Source organism: Pseudomonas sp. NPDC012596 (assembly GCF_042902325.1).
Classification (GTDB): Bacteria; Pseudomonadota; Gammaproteobacteria; order Pseudomonadales; family Pseudomonadaceae; genus Aquipseudomonas.
Genome location: NZ_JBIBEB010000003.1, coordinates 100,894 through 121,682, shown reverse-complemented (window position 1 = coordinate 121,682; position 20,789 = coordinate 100,894). Strand labels below are relative to the sequence as shown.

Genomic DNA, 20,789 nt, shown 5'->3' with positions numbered 1-20,789 from the left:
GCCCGTGGGTGGTCAGATTTGAAACCAGCCCAATCCCAAAAGCCCCCAAACCCGCTCAGTCCTTGACCCAGGTTAACGCCACCTCACTTTCCCTTGATTAAAATGCCGGCTCCGCACCCTCACGGGGAATCTGGCATGACGATCATCGTAACCGGCGCCGCGGGCTTTATCGGTAGCAACCTCGTTCAGGCGCTCAACCAACGCAACGAAACCGAAATCATCGCCGTCGACGACCTGACTGACGGAGACAAATTCCGCAACCTGGCCTGCAGCGAAATTTCCGATTACCTGGACAAGGACGACTTTCTCGAGCGCTTCAGCCGTGGCCAGTTCGGCAAGGTGCGCGCCGTGCTGCACCAAGGCGCATGTTCGAGCACCGTAGAAGCTGACGGTCGCTTCATGATGGATAACAACTACCGGTTCAGTCGTGAGTTGCTAGCGGCTGCTCAACATCAGCAGGTCCCGTTTTTATACGCATCATCGGCAGCCGTCTACGGCGCAGGCCAGGACTTTCGCGAACAACGTGAATGTGAGCGCCCGCTGAATGTTTACGGCTATTCGAAATTCCTCTTCGATCAATACGTACGTCGGCAGCTACCGGCCGCATGCAGCCAGATCGTCGGGTTGCGTTATTTCAACGTCTACGGGCCGCATGAACAGCACAAAGGCACTATGGCGTCAGTGGCCCTGCACTGCTTCAACCAGTACCAGGCCCACGGCAAAGTCAGCCTGTTCGGCAGTTATGGCGATTACCCGAACGGTGGCCATCTGCGTGATTTCGTCTGTGTGGATGATGTGGTCAAGGTGAACATGTTCTTCCTTGATAGCCCGCAATCCAGCGGCATCTTCAACGTAGGCAGTGGCCGCGCCCAGCCATTCAATGACGTGGCTTTGGCCATGATAAATCGGCTGCGTGAGCGGCAAGGCCAACCCGCGTTGTCACTTGAGATGGCTTTGCTCGAAGGCATTCTGGAGTACAGCGAATTTCCTGAGCATTTGCGGGGCAAGTACCAGTGTTACACCTGCGCAGAACTGGGGCGCTTGCGCGCCGCCGGTTATACGGCGCCTACCTTGATAGCCCAGCAAGGCGTGGCCCGCTACTGCGATTGGTTGCAGGGAATCCAAAGCCCGTCACCTGCTCCGTTGAAGAATGCAGCGGCAGCTTGATATTGCGCATTCAGACCGAACTCGAGTGATTTCAGCTGCTCCGCAGGCGTTCTATGACTGATTTCTGGCGATAACTACACTAAATAGTCATTTAGTGTAGTTATGGTTTAACCATGACCGCAACGTCTGCCCTGGTAGCCTGGCTGGTTGCAGGATCGGCCAATAGCTCAGTCACCCGACTTGCAAATGCATGCAAGGTAAACGGCTTGGTCAGCACTTGCCTCCCCGCCGCTTGCACATATCCCGTGATGAACATTGCTTTCAGACAGGGTTGGATCGCAGTCGCCTGTTCGGCTAGTTGCCACCCATCCATTGCGCCAGGCAAGCCCACATCGGTAACCAGCAGGTCGACGCTTGCCCCTGAACGCAAAAGTTCGAGCGCTGCAACACCCCCGCCAGCCTGGAGCACCTGGTAGCCCTGTTCCTCCAGGGTTTCTGACAGGATTAGGCGCATCGTGTGCTCATCTTCCACCAGCAATATGACCTTTCCCCGCTGTAGCTCAATGGCAGGTGCTTTTGCCGCGTGCTGCTCGGGTTCGGCCACATCACCGCAATGCCGCGGCAAATAAAGGTCGACCCGCGTGCCTACCCCCTGCGTCGAGTGGATCTTCACCTGGCCGCCCGACTGCTGGGCGAAGCCGTAGATCATCGAAAGGCCCAGCCCCGTGCCCTGCCCTACGGGTTTGGTGGTGTAGAAGGGTTCGAAGACATGAGGTAGCACCTCAGGCGCGATGCCGACGCCGGTGTCCGTCACGCTCAGGTGCAGGTACTGCCCTGGCGCCAAGTCATGGTGCGGGGCCTCGTGCACCGTCAGCGCCAGGTTGCGCGCCGCCAAGGTGATCTGCCCCCCGCCAGGCATGGCATCGCGAGCATTGTTGCAGAGGTTCAGCAACGCGTTCTCAAGTTGGCTGGCATCGACGAACGCGTGCCAGAGTGCCACGTCGCACAGGGTATCGACCCGAATGCCGGGCCCTGCCGTGCGCTGTACCAGCTCACTCATACCATGCAACAACGCAGGGAGCTCCACAGCCTTGGGCTCCAGTGTCTGTCGCCGCGAAAACGCCAACAGGCGGTGGGTTAAAATAGCAGCGCGGCTGGCGGCGCTTCGAGCTGCACTGATGTACTTGTCGACTTCCTCCAAGCGGCTCTGCTGGATGCGTTGGCTGAGCAACTCAAGCGAACCACTGATGCTGCCAAGCAAGTTGTTGAAGTCGTGCGCCAGGCCGCCGGTCAACTGGCCAACCGCTTCCATTTTCTGCGACTGGCGCAGTTGTTCTTCGGCAGCCATCAGTTCCGCCGTGCGCTGGCTAACCCTTTGCTCCAGCGTTTCGTTGAGTTTGCGCAAGGCTTCTTCGGCTATTGTCCGCTCCAGCAGGTCAGCTGCTGTTCGCGCCAGAATATCGAGCAGGCGCAAAACCCGTTCCGAGGGCTGATGCGGTTGGCTCCAGTGCGTAGAGATCATGCCCAGCAACTGGCCACTGCGCGATTGCAGTGGCGTGGTCTGTGCTGCCCGGATGCCGGCATTGCGGAAGCACAGTAGCTCTTCGGTGCCGGTGATCTCGTCCCACCGTTCAAAGTCTGAAACGACCGCACGCTCGCCACGCCTGAGGGCCAGGCCGCAGCTGCTCAGCGCATCGCGGTGCACCCACTGCCAGAACTGCACGGCCTCGGGGGGCAGCCCGCGCGAGCACAGCAACTGCAGCTGCCCGCCATGCCCAGACGGATGATCGGGCGGGCAAAGCACCTGCATCGTCGCAAATTGCGAGCCGGTGATGCTGGCGGCGGCATCGACGATCTTGTCATAGAGCGCCCGGCGGTCCTGCTCGCCGATCAGCGCAACGCTGATGCTGTGCAACAGGTCGATGTCGGCCAGCGCGGTGGTTGTCATGTCGGTCCCTCGCGGTGGTCAGCCTTGCAGCCTCAAGCCAAACCACCAAATCGTTTGTAGAAGCTTTCGTTCACGTCCGGCAAAGGGCCATCGGCCGTTTCCAGCGCCGTATTCAACCACGCCTCGGCCTGGGCGAACACCAGCCGATACAGGTTGCGGCACAACTGCCGTGCCGCCCTGCCTTCCCAGTCACCCGGCAGAAGCTCGTCGGGCAGCTGCGGGTCGCGCAACAGCAGCCTTCGGTACTCGTGGATCAACAAGGTGCGCGCCAGGAAGCAGTCTTCAGGGTTGAGCGCGTCCTGTTCTTTCAAGCCTTGCCACAGTGGCCGGAACAGCTGGATGAACTCGCTGTACTGTTGCCCCAGTTCGTCGATACGCCAGCTTTCGCGCACCTGAGCGCGCATGGCCTTGGAGGCCAGCACTTCCTGCGTATGAGTTTCGAACACGATGCTATCGTCGCTCGCTTCCAGCTCGCGCAGGGTTGCGGCCAGGTCGGCGCGGTCTGCGCGCGGGCAACCGAGCACGTTCGGGGCCATGGCGCCGAAACCCTGCCATTCCAGTTCTTCGCGCACGGCCTTGCGTTTGCCGGGGTCGAGTTGCGACAGCAAGACCAGGGTCCAGGCGCCGTCCCAGGCCGGTTGGCTGGGGCTGTAGACGCGCTTGAACGCCTTCTCGAAACGCCTGCGGCCGGTGCCGGTAAGGCTGTAGTAACTGCGCCGGCCGACCTTTTCAGCGGTCAGCCAGCCTTCCTTGGTCAGGCGGAAGATCGAGGTGCGGATCAGCCGTTCGTTGATGCCGACAGGTTCCAGCAGGTTGATCAGGCTGCCGAGCCACACCGTGCCGCCATGGGGCTCGATGGCATCGCCGTACAGGGTGATGATCAGCGAGCTGGCGCGGATCGGCGTCTGCTCCTGAAAGCGGGTGATCAGGTAGTTCAGCGGGGCGAGGTTGCTCATGGAGGAACTGTGCGCGGAGAAAGCACCGACTATACCTGTGCGGCGGCCCGCCTGGCCATTGCGCGCTGCAGGGAGGTTCATGCGCCCTCCTCGCCTTTGGGCCGGAAGCCGCCGTCACCCATGCGCGGTCGCTGGGGTTCGGCTGCGGCCAGTGGTGGGCATTCGACCAGGCTCGCCATGCAGCGCTGGCTGAGGCGTTGATATTCGGCGGTGCCGCGCTGCTTCCAGCGCAGTTCCTGCTCGGTCAACGGGCGTTTAGCCTGGGCGGGTGAACCGATTACCAGGCTCTGTTCGGCGCATTCGAACCCGGCCTTGACGAACGCCGTGGCGCCGACGATGCAACGCGGCGCGATGCGGGCGCCGTCCATGACCACCGCATTCATGCCGATCAGTGCGTCAGCGCCCACGCGACAGCCATGCAGCACCGCGCCATGGCCAACATGGCCGTTGCGCTCGATCACCGTGTCGCCACCGGGGAAGCCATGCATCACGCAGGTGTCCTGCAGGTTGGCGCCCTCCTCCAGGACGATGCGCCCGAAATCACCGCGCAGCGAGGCCAGCGGCCCTACATAACAGTGCGCGCCGACGATGACGTCACCGATCAGCACGGCGCTGGGGTGGACATAGGCCGTCGGATCGATGACGGGGGTCAGGCCGTCGAGTCGGTAGCAGGGCATGTGGTATCTCCTGAAATGATTCGTATCGTATGTTGATCTTGTATCGTATCGCTGCTGGGCGTCAATCCTCTTGAAAGCAGCGAAATTGCTTGTTCCTGGAAGAATCTACAGAACTGAAGGTCGTGTAACGAGATACATGATCCACATTTCGCTATTGATTCCATGTATCGCGTGATGTTTATATTGACCGCACCTGGGCACGCTCACCCGTCGCCCCTGCAGACAATTCCAAAAAAAGCCGGCCACTCGATGCGCCGCGCCAAGCAGCTTGAGGACCCCGACATGCCGCGTTATCTCCAAGTGCAGGCGCCGGAACACGGCGTTCGCCGGATCACCCTGCAACGCCCAGAGGCCCTCAATGCCCTGTGCACCGAACTGCTGGCAGAGCTGGCCGCCGAACTGGATGCCGCAGAGCGCGACGAGCAGACCCGCGCCGTGGTCATTACCGGCAGCCGCAAGGCGTTCGCCGCCGGTGCCGACATTCGCGAGATGGCCGAGCGCGACCTGGTTGGCATTCTCAATGACCCGCGGGTTGCCCACTGGCAGCGCATTGCGGCCTTCTGCAAACCCCTTATCGCTGCCGTGAACGGCTACGCACTGGGCGGTGGCTGCGAGCTGGCGATGTGTGCCGACATCGTGATCGCCGGCAGCGATGCCCGCTTCGGCCAGCCTGAAATCAACCTTGGCATCATCCCCGGTGCCGGTGGCACCCAGCGCTTGCTGCGCGCCGTCGGCAAGCCCCTGGCGATGCAGATGGTCCTCACCGGTGAGGCGATTGACGCCCGGCATGCCCTGCAAGCCGGCCTGGTCAGCGAAATCACCCAGCCAGAACTGACGGTGGAGCGCGCTACCCAAGTTGCCCGCAGCATCGCCGCCAAGGCGCCGCTGGCGGTGCGCCTGGCCAAGGAGGCGCTGCTCAAGGCCGGCGACACCGACCTTGCCAGCGGCCTGCGCTTCGAACGCCACGCCTTCACCCTGCTGGCCGGTACCGCCGACCGCGACGAAGGCATTCGCGCCTTCCAGGAAAAACGCCCGGCCCAGTTCAAAGGCCGTTGATTTGCCCTTCCCATCGCCTGACGGAGCAAGCCTTCCATGACGTTCGAGCACATTCTGTTTTCCATCGAGGGCGGTGTTGCCCAGCTCATCCTGAACCGCCCCGAGCAACTCAACAGCTTCAACACGCAGATGCACATGGAGGTGCGCGAGGCGCTCAAGCAGGTGCGCCAGAGCAGCGAAGCACGGGTGCTGCTGCTGACCGGGGAAGGCCGCGGCTTCTGCGCAGGCCAGGACCTGTCCGACCGCAATGTCGCCCCTGGCGCGGCAATGCCTGACCTGGCCGAGTCCATCGACACGTTCTACAACCCGCTGGTGCGCACCGTGCGTGACCTGCCGCTGCCGGTCATCTGCGCAGTCAATGGCGTGGCGGCAGGCGCCGGGGCGAACATTGCGCTGGCCTGCGACCTGGTGCTGGCGGCCCGTTCCGCCAGTTTCATCCAGGCCTTCTGCAAGATTGGCCTGGTCCCCGATTCGGGCGGCACCTGGTTGTTGCCGCGACTGGTCGGCATGGCCCGGGCCAAAGCGCTGGCGATGCTCGGCGAGCGCCTGAGCGCCGAGCAGGCGCAGCAGTGGGGCCTGATCCACCGCGTGGTCGACGATGCCGAGCTGCGCGACGAGGCCCTCGCCCTCGCCCGCCACCTGGCCAGCCAGCCCACCTACGGCCTGGCACTGATCAAGCGCAGCCTCAATGCCAGCTTCGACAATAGCTTCGACCAGCAGCTGGAGCTTGAGCGCGACCTGCAGCGCCTGGCCGGGCGCAGTGAAGATTATCGCGAGGGCGTAAGCGCCTTCATGAACAAGCGCACACCTGCGTTCAAGGGGCGTTGAACATGCACGCACTTCAAAGCAGTGCCTTGGTCGCAGTGATCGGTGCGGGCGCCATGGGGGCTGGTATCGCCCAGGTGGCAGCCCGGGCTGGCCACCCGGTAAAGCTCTACGATAACCGCCCCGGTGTTGCGGCGCAGGCCGTGGCCGGCATCGATCGCCGGCTCGGTCGCCTTGTAGAAAAAGGCAATCTGCAGCCCGATGCCCGCGAAGCGATCGTGGCGCGCCTGCAGCCGGTGGAGGTGATCGAAGCCTTGGTCGACGCCCAGCTGGTGATCGAGGCCATCGTCGAAAACCTGCAGGTCAAGCAAGACCTGTTACGCCAGCTGGAAGCACTGTGCGCAGAGGACTGCATACTCGCCAGCAATACCTCGTCCCTGTCGATCACCAGCCTGGCGGCGGGCCTTGCCCGGCCGCAGAACGTGGTCGGCATGCACTTCTTCAACCCTGCGCCGCTGATGGCGCTGGTTGAAATCGTTTCGGGCCTGGCCACCGAACCAAACGTCGCCGCCGTGCTTTATCACACGGCAAAGGCCTGGGGTAAAAAGCCGGTTCACACCCGTTCCACGCCCGGTTTCATCGTCAATCGCGTGGCGCGGCCGTTCTATGCCGAAAGCCTGCGCCTGCTGCAGGAGGGTGCCGCCGACTGCGCAACACTCGATGCCTTGTTGCGCGATGCCGGTGGTTTCCGCATGGGCGCGTTCGAACTCACCGACCTGATCGGGCATGACGTCAACTACGCCGTCACCTGTTCGGTGTTCGATGCATTTTATGGTGATTCCCGCTTCCAGCCCTCGCTGGTACAGAAGGAGCTGGTGGATGCTGGTCGTCTCGGGCGCAAGAGCGGGCATGGCTTCTATCGCTACGCCGAAGGCGCCGAGCGCCCGCCCGTGGCAGAACTTGCCAGTGCGCTGACGGTTGACCGCTGCGTGGTCGAAGGCCATCTCGGGGCGCTGCAGCCGCTGGTTGAGCGCTTGCGCGACAGTGGGCTTGCCATTACCGAACGCGCAGGCCGTGGCGTGATCCACGTTGGCGATGCGGCCCTTGCGCTTTGCGATGGGCGCATGGCCAGCCAGCGTGCCCGGGAAGAGGGCCTGCGCAACCTGGTGCTGATCGATCTGGCCCTGGATTACCGCACGGCTTCACGCATCGCCATCAGCTGGTCGGCCGACACCACTGCCGCAGCACGTGACCAGGTTGTTGCACTGCTGCACCGGGCAGGCATCCAGGTTGCCGCGGTTGCCGACCTGCCTGGCCTGGTGGTGCTGCGCACCGTGGCCATGCTTGCCAACGAGGCCGCCGATGCCGTGTTGCAAGGCGTCGGCAGCGCCGCCGACATCGACCTGGCCATGTGCGCCGGGGTCAATTACCCACGCGGCCCATTGGCCTGGGCCGAGCAGATCGGCCTGGGTTACACGCTGCGCGTGCTGGAACACCTGCAGGCCAGCTATGGCGAAAGCCGCTACCGCCCTTCCCTGCTGCTGCGCCGCAGCCACGCCCAAGGAGCCCGCCTGCATGACTGAACTGCAACGCACCCCGGACGAACTGGCCCAGGCCTGCGCCGCCGCCATGTTCTCCCGCGACCAGGCCAGCCAGGCCCTGGGCATCCGCCTGCGCAGTACCGGCGCAGGCCAGGCCCGCCTGAGCATGCCGGTGCGCGCCGACATGATCCAGGGCCACGGCACCTGCCACGGTGGCTTCCTGTTCGCCCTCGCCGACTCAGCCTTTGCCTTCGCCTGCAACAGCTACGACGAAGCCACGGTCGCCCTGGGCTGCAGCATCGACTACGTCGCCCCCGCACTGTGCGGTGACGTACTGACTGCAAGTGCGGCCGAAATGAGCCGCAAGGGCCGCACCGGGCTGTACGACGTGCGCATCGAAAACCAGCGCGGCGAGCTGATCGCCCTGTTCCACGGCAAATCCTACAAAGTGCGCGGCACGGTGCTCGCGCAGGAGACCGCAAATGACTGAACACACCCACCTCGATGCGCTGATCATCGATGCCGTGCGCACGCCAATCGGCCGTTACGGCGGCGCCCTTGCCAGCGTGCGCGCCGACGACCTGGCCGCCGTGCCAATCAAGGCGCTGGTCGCGCGCTACCCGGCGCTTGACTGGTCCGCCATCGACGACGTGATCCTTGGTTGCGCCAACCAGGCCGGTGAGGACAACCGCAACGTGGCGCGCATGGCCGCGCTGCTGGCCGGCCTGCCGATCAGCGTGCCCGGCACCACTATCAACCGCCTGTGCGGCTCCGGCATGGACGCCATCGGCAACGCCGCCCGTGCCCTGCGCTGCGGTGAAGCCGGGCTGATGCTGGCCGGCGGCGTCGAGTCGATGTCGCGTGCACCTTTTGTCATGGGCAAGTCCGAGCAGGCCTTTGGCCGCAGCGCAGAGCTGTTCGATACGACCATCGGTTGGCGTTTCGTCAATAAACTGATGCAGGCCGAGTACGGCATCGATTCGATGCCGGAAACGGCAGAAAACGTCGCCGAACAGTTCGCTATCTCCCGTGCCGACCAGGATGCTTTCGCCCTGCGCAGCCAGCACAAGGCCGCCGCCGCCCAGGCCCGCGGCCGGCTGGCACGCGAAATCGTGCCGGTGGAAATCGCCCAGCGCAAAGGCCCGGCCATTCGGATCGAGCAGGATGAACACCCGCGCGCCGACACCACCCTGGAGCAACTGGCCAGGCTGGGTACGCCGTTCCGTCAAGGCGGCAGCGTCACGGCGGGCAATGCGTCGGGGGTCAACGATGGTGCGTGCGCGCTGTTGCTGGCCAGCAGCGCAGCCGCCCGCCGCCATGGCCTGAAGGCGCGAGGGCGGATCGTCGGCATGGCGGTGGCCGGCGTTGAGCCACGCATCATGGGCATCGGCCCTGTGCCGGCGACCCACAAGGTGCTGGAACTGACCGGCCTGTCACTGGCCGACATGGACGTCATCGAACTCAACGAAGCCTTCGCCGCCCAAGGCCTGGCCGTGTTGCGCGAGCTGGGCCTGGCTGATGACGACGCGCGGGTCAACCGTAACGGCGGCGCCATTGCACTTGGCCACCCGCTGGGCATGAGCGGCGCCCGCCTGGTCACCACCGCCCTGCACGAACTGGAAGAAAGCGCCGGCCGCTACGCCCTGTGCACCATGTGCATCGGCGTCGGCCAAGGCATTGCCATGGTCATCGAACGCCTCTGACCAATGGCTTGTTACTGAACGCGACGCCGCCGGTTATGCTGCGTCCATGACACTCACGGCACCGCTCCTACAGAGGAAGGCGCCGGCCTACAAGAACAATTCGAGTGATGCCATGAACATGTACCATGATGCCGATCGTGCCCTGCTGGACCCGATGGAAACCGCCAGTGTCGACGCCCTGCGTCAGCACCAGCTGGAGCGGTTGCGCTGGAGCCTGAACCACGCTTACGACAACGTGCCGCTGTACCGTCAACGCTTCGACGAGTGCGGCGCCCACCCGGAGGACCTGAAGTCCCTCGACGACCTGGCGAAATTCCCCTTCACCGGCAAGAACGACCTGCGCGACAACTACCCCTACGGCATGTTCGCCGTGCCCCAGCAGGAGGTGGTGCGCCTGCACGCCTCCAGTGGCACCACAGGCAAGCCGACCGTGGTGGGCTACACCCAGAACGACATCGACACCTGGGCAAATGTGGTCGCCCGCTCGATCCGCGCTGCAGGTGGGCGCAAGGGCGACAAGGTGCATGTGTCCTACGGCTATGGCCTGTTCACCGGCGGCCTGGGTGCGCACTATGGGGCGGAGCGCCTAGGGTGTACGGTAATCCCCATGTCGGGTGGCCAGACCGAAAAGCAAGTGCAGCTGATTCGGGACTTCCAGCCCGACATCATCATGGTCACGCCCTCCTATATGCTCAACCTGGCCGACGAGATCGAGCGCCAGGGCATCGACCCGCACGACCTCAAGCTGCGTTTGGGCATCTTCGGTGCCGAGCCATGGACAGACGAACTGCGCCGCTCCATCGAGCAGCGGCTGGGCATCGATGCGCTGGATATCTATGGCCTGTCCGAGATCATGGGCCCGGGCGTGGCCATGGAGTGCATCGAGACCAAGGATGGCCCGACCATCTGGGAAGACCACTTCTACCCCGAAATCATCGACCCGGTCACCGGCGCGGTGTTGCCTGACGGCCAGCTCGGCGAGCTGGTGTTCACTTCGCTGAGCAAAGAGGCCCTGCCGATGGTGCGCTACCGCACCCGCGACCTGACGCGCCTGCTGCCCGGTACGGCGCGGCCGATGCGGCGTATCGGCAAGATCACCGGGCGTAGTGACGACATGCTGATCATTCGTGGGGTCAACGTGTTCCCGACGCAGATCGAGGAGCAGGTGCTTAAAATAAAACATCTTTCCGAGCTTTACGAGATTCATCTGTATCGCAATGGCAACCTGGACAGCGTCGAGGTGCACGTGGAACTGCGCGCTGAGTGCCAGGCCATGGACGAGGGCCAGCGCAAGCTGCTCACCGGTGAACTGAGCAAGCAGATCAAGACCTACATCGGTATCAGCACCCAGGTGCGGCTGCAGCCCTGCGGTACGCTGAAACGCTCAGAAGGCAAGGCGTGCCACGTGTTTGATAAACGGTTGGCTGGCTGAGTCATCGGCTGCCATTTGCGCCCCGGCCTGGCCCGGGGCTTTTTTTTGCCTAGGAGAAAGCTTGGGGGCAGTCTGCGCTCTTTCGCGACACAAGGCCGCTGCCACAAGGGCATGAGGTGCCGGGTTGGGAGCGGCCTTGCGTCGCGAAAGGGCTGCAAAGCAGCCCCCAGTCTCCCCAAGCGATACATAAATTTTATTTGATACATCTAAAACCGTTTGACGCTGTGTTTTGTATCGCTTACAAATGACTCATGCCTTAGCAGGAGTCGGAACATGTACGCACAGCTAGTGGAAACCGGAGTAAAACGCGTCAAGGCGCTGAACGAGATGTCGCCTGAAGAACGCCACTTCCAGGAGAAGATCGACGCCGAGATCAAGATCGAAGCCAAGAACTGGATGCCCGAGGCCTATCGCCAGACCCTGATCCGGCAGATCTCCCAGCACGCCCATTCGGAAATCGTCGGCATGCTGCCCGAAGGCAACTGGCTCACCCGCGCCCCCAGCCTCAAGCGCAAGCTGCAACTGATGGCCAAGATCCAGGACGAAGCCGGCCACGGCCTGTACCTGTACAGCGCCATGGAAACCCTCGGCGCCGACCGCGACGAAGAAATCGCCAAGCTGCACAGCGGCAAGGCCAAGTACTCGAGCATCTTCAACTACCCGACCCTGAGCTGGGCCGATATGGGCGCGGTGGGCTGGCTGGTCGATGGCGCCGCCATCGTCAACCAGGTGGTGCTGCAGCGCACTTCCTATGGCCCCTACTCCCGCGCCATGGTGCGCATCTGCAAGGAAGAAAGCTTCCACCAGCGCCAGGGCTACGAGCTGCTGCTGACCATGATGCGCCAGGGCACCCAGGCACAGAGGGACATGGTCCAGGACGCCATCAACCGCCTGTGGTGGCCGTCGCTGATGATGTTCGGCCCCAGCGACGAACACTCCCCCAACAGCGCCCAGTCGATGGCCTGGAAAATCAAGCGCCAGACCAACGATGAACTGCGCCAGCGCTTCATCGACCAGACCGTGCCGCAGCTCGAACTGCTCGGCTGCACGGCGCCCGACCCCGACCTCAAGTGGAACGAAGCCCGCGGCCACTACGACTTCGGCGAGATCCAGTGGGGCGAGTTCTACGAAGTCATCAAGGGCAACGGCCCGTGCAACCAGGAACGCGTCGCCACCCGGCGCAAGGCCATCGAGGATGGCGCCTGGGTGCGCGAAGCGGCCGTGGCCTACGCACGCAAGCAACAGAACAAGAACGCCGCCTGAGCGGCGATTGATGCGGAGATCTGAAATGTCTGTCTGGACCCTCTACGAAGTGTTCGTGCGCAGCAAGCACGGCCTGAACCACAAGCATGTCGGCAGCGTGCACGCCGCCGACGCCGCCATGGCCATCGAGAACGCGCGCGAGCTGTACACCCGCCGCAGCGAAGGGGTCAGCCTGTGGGTGGTGCCTTCGGCACTGATCACCGCCACCTCGCCTGACGAGAAAGACCCGCTGTTCGCCCCGTCGGACGACAAGGTCTACCGCCACGCCAGCTTCTACCAACTGCCCGACGAAGTCGGGCACATGTGAGGTTGGCCATGCACAAGCACGATCTCATCCCTTACCTGCTGTTGCTCGGCGACAGCGCCCTGGTCCAGGGCCAGCGCCTGTGCGAATGGTGTGGCCACGCACCGGCACTGGAAGAAGAGCTGGCCTTGATGAACGTTGGCCTCGACCTGGTGGGCCAGGCCCGCAACTGGCTGGAGTACGCCGCCGAGCTGCTGGACGACGGCCGCGACGCCGACGCCCTGGCGTTTCGCCGTGACGAGCGCGCGTACCGCAACCTGTTGCTGGTCGAGCAACCCAACGGCGACTTCGCCGTGACCATGGCCAAGCAATTCTTCTATGACGCCTGGCATCACGCGGTGCTGCAGCGCCTGGTCGACTCCAGCGATGCACGTATTGCCGGCATTGCCGCCAAGGCGCTGAAGGAGGTCACCTACCACCTGCGCCGTTCGGCTGAATGGGTGCAGCGCCTGGGCGGCGGCACCGACGAAAGCCGTCGGCGCATGCTCGAAGCGATCCCGGCGCTGTGGCGCTTCACTGTCGAGCTCGCGGCAGGCAGCGATAACGAGGTGCAACTGGCTGACGCCGGCATCGCGGCCGACCCTGCGCAGGTTGGCGCGGATTGGCTCAAGCAGGTCAGCACCATCTTCGCCACGGTCGAACTGCCCCTGCCCAAGGCAGCCAGCCACTTCTACCTCAGTGGCCGCCAAGGCCTGCACACCGAACACCTGGGCCTGTTGCTGGCCGAAATGCAGTGCCTGCCAAGGGCCTACCCCGATGCAACCTGGTGAGCTGATTGCCGGCGACCGCGGTGCCCGGGCGCCGCAAAGCGACGACCTCGCGCGCGCCTGGGCGGTACTGGGCGAGGTCATGGACCCGGAAGTGCCGGTGGTCAGTGTGGTGGACCTGGGCATTGTCCGTGACCTGGGCTGGCGTGCCGGCCACCTGCACCTGGTGGTCACACCCACCTACTCGGGTTGCCCAGCCACCGAAGTGATCGAGGGCGATATCCGCCAGGCGCTGGAGCAGGCCGGTTTTCCGGCGCCCGACCTTGAGCGTCGGCTGACCCCGGCCTGGAGCACCGACTGGATCAGCGCGCTGGGCCGTGAACGCCTGCGCGCCTACGGCATCGCCCCACCCAGTGGCAGCGCCAGCAAGCGCAGCCTGCTCGGCGAGGCGCCCCAGGTGTGCTGCCCGCAGTGCGGCAGCCACCACACCGAACTGCTCAGCCAGTTCGGCTCCACGGCCTGCAAGGCGCTGTACCGCTGCCGCGAGTGCCTGGAGCCGTTCGACTATTTCAAATGCATTTGAGCCGTGGAGGCCACCATGAGCCAGTTTCACAGCCTGACCATCAAGCAAGTGCGCAACGAAACCCGTGACGCGGTATCGATTGCTTTCGACGTGCCGCCACACCTGCAGGACGCCTTCCGTTTCACCCAGGGCCAGTACCTGGTGATGCGCACCCAGCTGGGCAATGAAGAGGTACGCCGCTCCTATTCCATCTGCAGCGCCGTGCAGGATGGCGAGCTGCGCGTAGCCGTCAAACGCGTAGCCGGCGGGCGTTTCTCGGCCTTTGCCAATGACACGCTCAAGGCCGGCCAGCAACTGGAGGTAATGCCACCCGCCGGCAGCTTCTTCGTACCGCTGCAGCCGACCCGCCAGGGTAACTACCTGGGCGTGGCCGCCGGCAGCGGCATTACGCCGATCCTGTCGATCATCGCCACTACCCTGGCCAGCGAGCCGCACAGCCGCTTCACCTTGTTGTACGGCAACCGCGCAAGCGCAGGCGCGCTGTTTCGCAACACGCTCGAAGACCTGAAAAACCGCTACCTCGACCGCCTCAACCTGATTTTCGTGTTCAGCCGCGAGCAGCAGGACGTCGACCTGTACAACGGCCGCATCGACGCCGACAAGTGCGGCCAGCTGTTCTCCCGCTGGATGGACGTGGCCAACCTGGATGCTGCGTTCATCTGCGGCCCGCAGGCAATGACCGAGACCGTGCGCGACAGCCTGCAGGCCAACGGCATGGCCAAGGATCGCATCCATTTCGAGCTTTTCGCTGCTGCCGGCAGCGAGACCCGTCGCGAAGCCCGCGAGGCGGCGCGCCAAGCCGATTCGGCGCTCAGCCAGATCACCGTGATCAGCGATGGGCGGGCTTTGAGCTTCGACCTGCCGCGCAATACCCAAAACGTGCTCGACGCCGGCAACGCCATCGGCGCCGAACTGCCCTACTCGTGCAAAGCCGGGGTGTGCTCGACCTGCAAGTGCCGGGTGATCGAGGGCGAGGTGGAGATGGACAGCAACCATGCGCTGGAAGATTACGAAGTGGCGGCCGGGTACGTGTTGTCGTGCCAGACCTACCCGCTCAGCGACAAGGTGGTCCTGGACTTCGACCAGCTCTGAAACCGAGTCACCCTTTTCGCGGATGAATTCGCTCCTACGGGCCTGCTCGGCCCATGTAGGAGCGGATTCATCCGCGATAGGGCCCTCAGCAACACCGCAACACCCGCGTGACCTCAACAAAAACAATTACAACACCAAGAGATCGCTTGCCATGACCCCCGAACACATCGAGAGCATCAGTAAACACCCCGATTTCCAGCACCTGGTACGGCGCAAGCGCCGCCTCAACGGCAGCCTGACCCTGGCCATGCTGGTGATCTACTACGGCTTCGTCCTGCTGGTGGCGTTCTCCCCCAGCACCCTGGGCCAGTCCCTCAGCGGCGGCGTGACCACCGTCGGCATGCTGGTCGGGGTGCTCATGGTACTGGTGTCCTTCGCCCTCACCGGCATCTATGTGCACCGCGCCAACAACGTGCTCGACCCGCTTAACGACAAGGTCAAGCAGGAGTGCGCGCAATGAACTGGACCGCCATCTCGATGTTCATGGTGTTCGTCTGCTTTACCCTGCTGGTGACCCGCTGGGCGGCCTTGCGCACCCGCTCGGCCAGCGACTTCTACACCGCCGGCGGCGGCCTGACCGGCATGCAGAACGGCCTGGCAATTGCCGGCGACATGATCAGCGCAGCGTCTTTCCTCGGCATTTCAGCGATGATGTTCCTGAATGGTTACGATGGCCTGCTGTATGCCCTGGGCGTACTGGCCGGCTGGCCGATCATCCTGTTCCTGATCGCCGAGCGCCTGCGCAACCTGGGCAAATACACCTTTGCTGACGTGGTTTCCTACCGCCTCGCGCAAACTCCGGTGCGCCTCACTTCGGCGTTCGGCACCCTGGCGGTGGCACTGATGTACCTGGTGGCGCAGATGGTCGGTGCCGGCAAGTTGATCGAATTGCTGTTTGGCATCAGTTACCTGTACGCGGTCATGCTGGTAGGCGTGCTGATGGTCGCCTACGTCACCTTCGGCGGCATGCTCGCCACCACCTGGGTGCAGATCATCAAGGCGGTCATGCTGCTCTCGGGTACCACCTTCATGGCGTTCATGGTGCTCAAGCATTTCGGCTTCAGCACTGAAGCGATGTTCGCCAACGCCGTGGCCGTGCACGCCAAGGGCCAGGCGATCATGGCGCCGGGCGGCTTGCTGTCGAACCCGGTGGATGCGATTTCGCTGGGCCTGGGCATGATGTTCGGTACCGCCGGGCTGCCGCATATCCTGATGCGCTTCTTTACCGTCAGCGACGCCAAGGAAGCGCGCAAGAGCGTGTTCTACGCCACCGGCTTCATCGGCTACTTCTACCTGCTGCTGATCGTCATCGGTTTTGGCGCCATTGTCATGGTCGGCACCGAGCCGGCCTACCGCGATGCCAGCGGCGCGATCATCGGCGGCGGCAACATGGTCGCCGTGCACTTGGCGCAGGCGGTGGGTGGCAACCTGTTCCTGGGCTTCATCTCTGCCGTGGCGTTCGCGACCATTCTGGCTGTGGTGGCTGGCCTGGCGCTTTCCGGGGCTTCGGCGGTGTCCCATGACCTGTATGCCTGCGTGGTGCGCAAGGGCCAGGCCACGGAGCAAGAAGAAATGCGCGTGTCGCGGATCGCCACGCTGGTGATCGGCATGCTGGCGGTGGTGCTGGGGCTGGTGTTCGAGTCGCAGAACATTGCCTTCCTGTCCGGCCTGGTACTGGCCGTGGCCGCTTCGGTCAACTTCCCGGTGTTGCTGCTTTCCATGTTCTGGAAGGGCCTGACTACCCGCGGCGCAGTGTGCGGCAGCATGGCCGGGCTGGTTTCGGCCGTGGTGCTGGTGGTGCTGGGCCCGGCGGTGTGGGTCAACGTGCTGCACAACGAGCGGGCGCTGTTCCCCTACAGCAACCCGGCGCTGTTCTCCATGAGCCTGGCGTTCCTTGGCGCCTGGGTGTTCTCGGTGACGGACACCTCCGTGCGTGCCAGCGAAGAGCGTGGCCGTTACCTGGCGCAGTTCATCCGGTCCATGACCGGCATCGGCGCCGCTGGCGCAAGCAAGCACTGACCCTTGAATATGTCGGGTATAAAAACAATGAACCGCATGCAACTCACTTCTGCCGCCTGGCTGGCCAGCCTCGCCCTGCCCGTGCCGGCCCTTGCCGACTTCATCGGCGACAGCCATGCACGGCTGGACCTGCGCAACCACTACATCAACCGCGATTTGCGCCAAAGCAATGCGCCGCAAGCCAAGGCCGAGGAATGGGGCCAAGGCTTTACCGCCCGGCTGGAATCCGGCTTTACCGACGGCCCGCTGGGCTTTGGCGTGGACGCCATGGGGCAGCTGGGCATCAAGCTCGATTCCAGCCGCGAGCGGCGCAATACCGGCCTGCTGCCGTTCGGCCCGAACAGCGGTGAGCCGGTCGATGACTACAGCGAGCTGGGCCTGACCGGCAAGGTGCGCCTGGCCAAGAGCACCCTGCGCCTGGGGACGCTGCAGCCGATCCTGCCGGTGGTGGTGTACAACGACACCCGCCTGCTGGCCTCGACCTTCCAGGGCGGCCAGCTGACCAGCCAGGACATCGACCGCCTGACCGTCAATGCCGGGCGCCTGACCAAGGCCAACCTGCGTGATTCGTCCGGGCGCGACGACATAGGTTACGGCGCCGCCAGCAGCGACCACCTGGATTTTGCCGGCGGCAGCTACGCGCTCACCCCGCAGACCAGCGTGAGCTACTACTACGCCAAACTCGAAGACATCTACCGCCAGCAGTTCATCGGCCTGATCGACACCCGCCCGCTGGCTGAAGGCGTTAGCCTGCGCACCGACCTGCGTTACTTCGACAGCCGCAACGACGGTGCCGAACGCGCCGGCAACATCGACAACCGCAACTTCAACGCCATGTTCACCCTGGGTGTCCGGGCCCACAAGTTCACCGCGACCTGGCAACAGATGTCCGGCGACAGCGCCTTCCCGTTCGTCAACGGCGGCGACCCGTTCACCGTCAACCTGGTGACCTACAACACCTTCACCCGTGCCGGGCTGGACTCGTGGCAGGTGCGCTACGACTACGACTTCGTCGCCCTGGGCATCCCCGGCCTGAGCTTCATGACCCGCTACACCGACGGCCGTCACGCCGAGACTGCCACGGTCAGCAACGGCCGTGAGCGCGAGCGTGACACTGACCTCACCTACGTCATCCAGAGCGGCCCGCTCAAGGACGTCAGCCTGCGCTGGCGCAACGTCACCTTCCGTTCCGGCAATGGCCTGACCAACGCCGTGGACGAAAACCGCCTGATCATCGGCTACACCCTGGCGCTGTGGTAACAGCGCCCTTCCTGACATTAGAACAGCATGGAGAACAGCATGTCTGACGCCCCAACCTTGCAGAGTTTCATCGCCGGCCGCTGGGTCGGCCAGCACGGCGCCCAGGCCTTGCGCAGCGCCCTTGACGGCCATGTCCTGGCCTACAGCCATGAAGAGCGCCCGGATTTCGCCGAGGCCGTGGATTTTGCCCGCGCCCGTGGCCTGGCTGAACTGATGGCCATGGACTTTCAGCAACGCGCAGCCCGCTTGAAAGCCATTGCCCTGTACCTGGCCGAGCGCAAGGAACAGTTGTACACGCTGTCCCACCACAGCGGCGCCACCCGCGCCGACAGCTGGATCGACATCGAAGGCGGCAACGCCACGCTGTTCGCCTACGCCGGTATCGGCAGCCGCGAGCTGCCTTCGGGGAACCTGGTGCATGAAGGGCCGGCGATCCCGCTGGGCAAGCAAGGCCATTTTGCCGGTAGCCACATCCTGGTGCCGCGTGCCGGTGTCGCCGTACACATCAACGCGTTCAACTTCCCGATCTGGGGCATGCTCGAGAAATTCGCCCCGACGTTCCTCGCCGGCATGCCGTGCATCGTCAAACCGGCCACGTCCACCAGCTACCTGACCGAAGCCGTGGTGCGCCTGATGAACGCCTCCGGCCTGCTGCCAGCCGGCAGCCTGCAACTGGTGATCGGCAGTACCGGCGACTTGCTCGACCGCCTGCAAGGGCAGGATGTGGTGACCTTCACCGGCTCTGCCGACACCGCGGCAAAACTGCGCGTCACGCCCAACCTGATCCGCAATTCGGTGCCGTTCACCGCCGAAGCCGATTCGCTCAACTGCGCCATCCTTGGCCCTGATGTGGCCCCGGACAGCGAAGAGTTCGACCTGTACATCAAGGAGGTGGTGCGTGAAATGACCACCAAGGCCGGGCAAAAATGCACCGCCATCCGCCGCGCCATCGTCCCGGCCAAGCACCTGGATGCGGTGGCCACGCGCCTGCGTGAGCGCCTGAGCAAGGTGGTGGTCGGCGACCCTTCGGTAGAAGGCGTGCGCATGGGCGCGCTGGCCTCGCATGACCAGCAGCGTGACGTCAGCGAGCGCGTTCGCGCCCTGCTGCAAAGCTGCAACCAGCTGTTTGGCGCCAGCGACGGTTTTGCCCCGCGTGGTGAGGGTGTTGCCGAAGGGGCCTTCTTCGCCCCGACCCTGCTCCAGGCCCGCGACCCGCATGCCGACGGCGGCGCCCACGATATCGAGGCGTTTGGCCCGGTCAGCACGCTGATGGCCTACGACGACCTCGACGAGGCCCTGGCCCTGGCGGCACGTGGCAAAGGCAGCCTGGTGGCGACCTTGGTTACCGCTGACCGCGCTGTTGCCGCCAAGGCAATCCCAGTGGCCGCCGCCTGGCACGGTCGCCTGCTGGTGCTGGACAGCGAGGCCGCCAAGGAGTCCACCGGCCACGGCTCGCCATTGCCACAGCTCAAGCACGGCGGCCCCGGTCGCGCCGGTGGCGGCGAGGAGCTGGGTGGCCTGCGAGCGGTCAAGCATTACCTGCAGCGTGCTGCCGTGCAGGGGTCGCCGAGCATGCTCACGGCGGTGACCGGTGAATATGTGCGCGGCGCTGAAGTGATCGAGACTGAGGTGCATCCGTTCCGCCGGCATTTCGAAGACCTGCGCATTGGTGAGTCGCTGCTCACCCACCGGCGCACGGTGACCGAGGCCGACCTGGTCAACTTCGGTTGCCTGTCGGGCGACCACTTCTACATGCACTTCGACGAGATCGCAGCCAAGGCGTCGCAGTTCGGCAAGCGCATTGCCCACGGCTATTTCGTGCTGTCGGCGGCGGCCGGGCTGTTCGTTTCGCCAGGCGCCGGGCCGGTGCTGGCCAACTACGGGCTGGACACCCTGCGTTTCATCACCCCCGTGGGGATCGGCGACACCATCCAGGCGCGGCTGACCTGCAAGCGCAAGATCGACCAGGGCAAGGCCAGCCCGCTGGGGCAGCCACAGGGCGTGGTGGCGTGGGATGTCGAGGTGACCAACCAGCTGGGTGAGCTGGTGGCGAGCTATGACATTCTGACGTTGGTGCTCAAGCGCTAGGTTTGTGGGCTTGTCGAGCGCACGGCGCTTCGCGGGGTGCTTGCCTTGAGATCTTCAGCGCCCATGAGATCGAGCGCCGCCCGCGCGGCGCATCGCGGGCAAGCCCGCTCCTACATTTGTTGCAACGCGCCGTTCCAGTCAGGCCATGGTTGTTCGCCTTGGCGCATGGCTGAAGACTGGTGGGGCGCCGGCAGCGCCAGCCGAGAAATCACGTCGTGCCATCAAGGCTGACAACTATGGCCTCACAGGCCATGGCACGTTGCAACAAATGTAGGAGCGGGCTTGCCC

At 64.1% G+C, this 20,789-nt stretch carries 18 protein-coding genes and 1 pseudogene; 16 read left to right on the top strand and 3 right to left on the bottom strand.

All coding sequences use genetic code 11. From position 1 onward, the window contains the following. Nucleotides 1-135: 135 nt before the first annotated feature. Complete coding sequence (gene rfaD, locus ACFY68_RS05180) at nucleotides 136-1,167, top strand: ADP-glyceromanno-heptose 6-epimerase (RefSeq protein WP_387524032.1); 1,032 nt, start codon at nucleotides 136-138, stop codon at nucleotides 1,165-1,167. A gap of 100 nt (nucleotides 1,168-1,267) precedes the next feature. Here rfaD and ACFY68_RS05175 read toward each other — a convergent pair whose 3' ends face one another. The 3 genes from ACFY68_RS05175 to paaY form a co-directional block, all read right to left on the bottom strand. Further along, nucleotides 1,268-3,055, bottom strand: a complete 1,788-nt coding sequence (locus ACFY68_RS05175) for an ATP-binding protein (RefSeq protein WP_387524030.1) — start codon at nucleotides 3,053-3,055, stop codon at nucleotides 1,268-1,270. 32 nt (nucleotides 3,056-3,087) lie between these two features. Next, a complete protein-coding gene (gene paaX, locus ACFY68_RS05170; protein WP_387524649.1) occupies nucleotides 3,088-4,011 on the bottom strand; it encodes a phenylacetic acid degradation operon negative regulatory protein PaaX in 924 nt (307 codons plus the stop codon). 77 nt (nucleotides 4,012-4,088) lie between these two features. After that, a complete protein-coding gene (gene paaY / locus ACFY68_RS05165; RefSeq protein WP_346613342.1) occupies nucleotides 4,089-4,688 on the bottom strand; it encodes a phenylacetic acid degradation protein PaaY in 600 nt (199 codons plus the stop codon). 282 nt (nucleotides 4,689-4,970) lie between these two features. Here paaY and paaF point away from each other — a divergent pair, with 282 nt between their 5' ends. From paaF to paaZ, 15 genes and pseudogenes are all read left to right on the top strand, one after another. Next, on the top strand, nucleotides 4,971-5,744 hold the full coding sequence (paaF, locus tag ACFY68_RS05160; RefSeq protein ID WP_387524027.1) for a 2,3-dehydroadipyl-CoA hydratase PaaF: 774 nt from the start codon (nucleotides 4,971-4,973) through the stop codon (nucleotides 5,742-5,744). A gap of 36 nt (nucleotides 5,745-5,780) precedes the next feature. Next, the gene (paaG, locus tag ACFY68_RS05155; protein ID WP_387524024.1) at nucleotides 5,781-6,572 is read left to right on the top strand and encodes a 2-(1,2-epoxy-1,2-dihydrophenyl)acetyl-CoA isomerase PaaG; all 792 of its coding nucleotides are present in this window, start codon (nucleotides 5,781-5,783) and stop codon (nucleotides 6,570-6,572) included. 2 nt (nucleotides 6,573-6,574) lie between these two features. After that, the gene (gene paaH / locus ACFY68_RS05150; RefSeq protein WP_387524021.1) at nucleotides 6,575-8,092 is read left to right on the top strand and encodes a 3-hydroxyacyl-CoA dehydrogenase PaaH; all 1,518 of its coding nucleotides are present in this window, start codon (nucleotides 6,575-6,577) and stop codon (nucleotides 8,090-8,092) included. Then, nucleotides 8,085-8,540 carry a hydroxyphenylacetyl-CoA thioesterase PaaI gene (gene paaI / locus ACFY68_RS05145; RefSeq protein ID WP_387524018.1) on the top strand — a complete coding sequence of 152 codons (456 nt, stop codon included), beginning with the start codon at nucleotides 8,085-8,087 and terminating at the stop codon, nucleotides 8,538-8,540. Before paaH ends, paaI begins: the two co-directional genes overlap by 8 nt. Next, entirely contained in the window at nucleotides 8,533-9,753 is a 1,221-nt protein-coding gene (gene pcaF / locus ACFY68_RS05140; protein ID WP_387524016.1) for a 3-oxoadipyl-CoA thiolase, read from the top strand. Before paaI ends, pcaF begins: the two co-directional genes overlap by 8 nt. Nucleotides 9,754-9,865: 112 nt before the next feature. Further along, nucleotides 9,866-11,185 (top strand): phenylacetate--CoA ligase PaaK, encoded by a 1,320-nt coding sequence (gene paaK / locus ACFY68_RS05135; RefSeq protein WP_387524013.1) that lies wholly within the window; start codon nucleotides 9,866-9,868, stop codon nucleotides 11,183-11,185. Nucleotides 11,186-11,458: 273 nt separating this feature from the next. Further along, the gene (gene paaA, locus ACFY68_RS05130) at nucleotides 11,459-12,448 is read left to right on the top strand and encodes a 1,2-phenylacetyl-CoA epoxidase subunit PaaA (protein WP_387524010.1); all 990 of its coding nucleotides are present in this window, start codon (nucleotides 11,459-11,461) and stop codon (nucleotides 12,446-12,448) included. A 25-nt stretch (nucleotides 12,449-12,473) separates the two neighbouring features. Continuing rightward, on the top strand, nucleotides 12,474-12,755 hold the full coding sequence (paaB, locus tag ACFY68_RS05125) for a 1,2-phenylacetyl-CoA epoxidase subunit PaaB (protein ID WP_346613334.1): 282 nt from the start codon (nucleotides 12,474-12,476) through the stop codon (nucleotides 12,753-12,755). A gap of 8 nt (nucleotides 12,756-12,763) precedes the next feature. Beyond that, nucleotides 12,764-13,522 (top strand): 1,2-phenylacetyl-CoA epoxidase subunit PaaC, encoded by a 759-nt coding sequence (paaC, locus tag ACFY68_RS05120; protein ID WP_387524007.1) that lies wholly within the window; start codon nucleotides 12,764-12,766, stop codon nucleotides 13,520-13,522. Further along, nucleotides 13,509-14,042, top strand: coding sequence for a 1,2-phenylacetyl-CoA epoxidase subunit PaaD (gene paaD / locus ACFY68_RS05115; RefSeq protein WP_346613332.1), 534 nt, complete (start codon nucleotides 13,509-13,511; stop codon nucleotides 14,040-14,042). The genes paaC and paaD overlap by 14 nt, the downstream gene beginning before the upstream one ends. A gap of 15 nt (nucleotides 14,043-14,057) precedes the next feature. Further along, a complete protein-coding gene (gene paaE / locus ACFY68_RS05110) occupies nucleotides 14,058-15,134 on the top strand; it encodes a 1,2-phenylacetyl-CoA epoxidase subunit PaaE (protein ID WP_387524003.1) in 1,077 nt (358 codons plus the stop codon). A gap of 151 nt (nucleotides 15,135-15,285) precedes the next feature. Beyond that, nucleotides 15,286-15,594 (top strand): DUF485 domain-containing protein, encoded by a 309-nt coding sequence (locus ACFY68_RS05105; protein WP_387524000.1) that lies wholly within the window; start codon nucleotides 15,286-15,288, stop codon nucleotides 15,592-15,594. Then, a pseudogene (locus ACFY68_RS05100) lies at nucleotides 15,585-17,153 on the top strand (cation acetate symporter); the annotation flags it as partial. The gene ACFY68_RS05105 and the pseudogene ACFY68_RS05100, both read left to right, overlap by 10 nt. Before the next feature lie 27 nt (nucleotides 17,154-17,180). After that, entirely contained in the window at nucleotides 17,181-18,413 is a 1,233-nt protein-coding gene (locus ACFY68_RS05095) for an OprD family porin (protein ID WP_387523997.1), read from the top strand. Nucleotides 18,414-18,452: 39 nt separating this feature from the next. Further along, complete coding sequence (gene paaZ / locus ACFY68_RS05090) at nucleotides 18,453-20,501, top strand: phenylacetic acid degradation bifunctional protein PaaZ (RefSeq protein ID WP_387523994.1); 2,049 nt, start codon at nucleotides 18,453-18,455, stop codon at nucleotides 20,499-20,501. The last annotated feature ends 288 nt before the right edge of the window (nucleotides 20,502-20,789 follow it).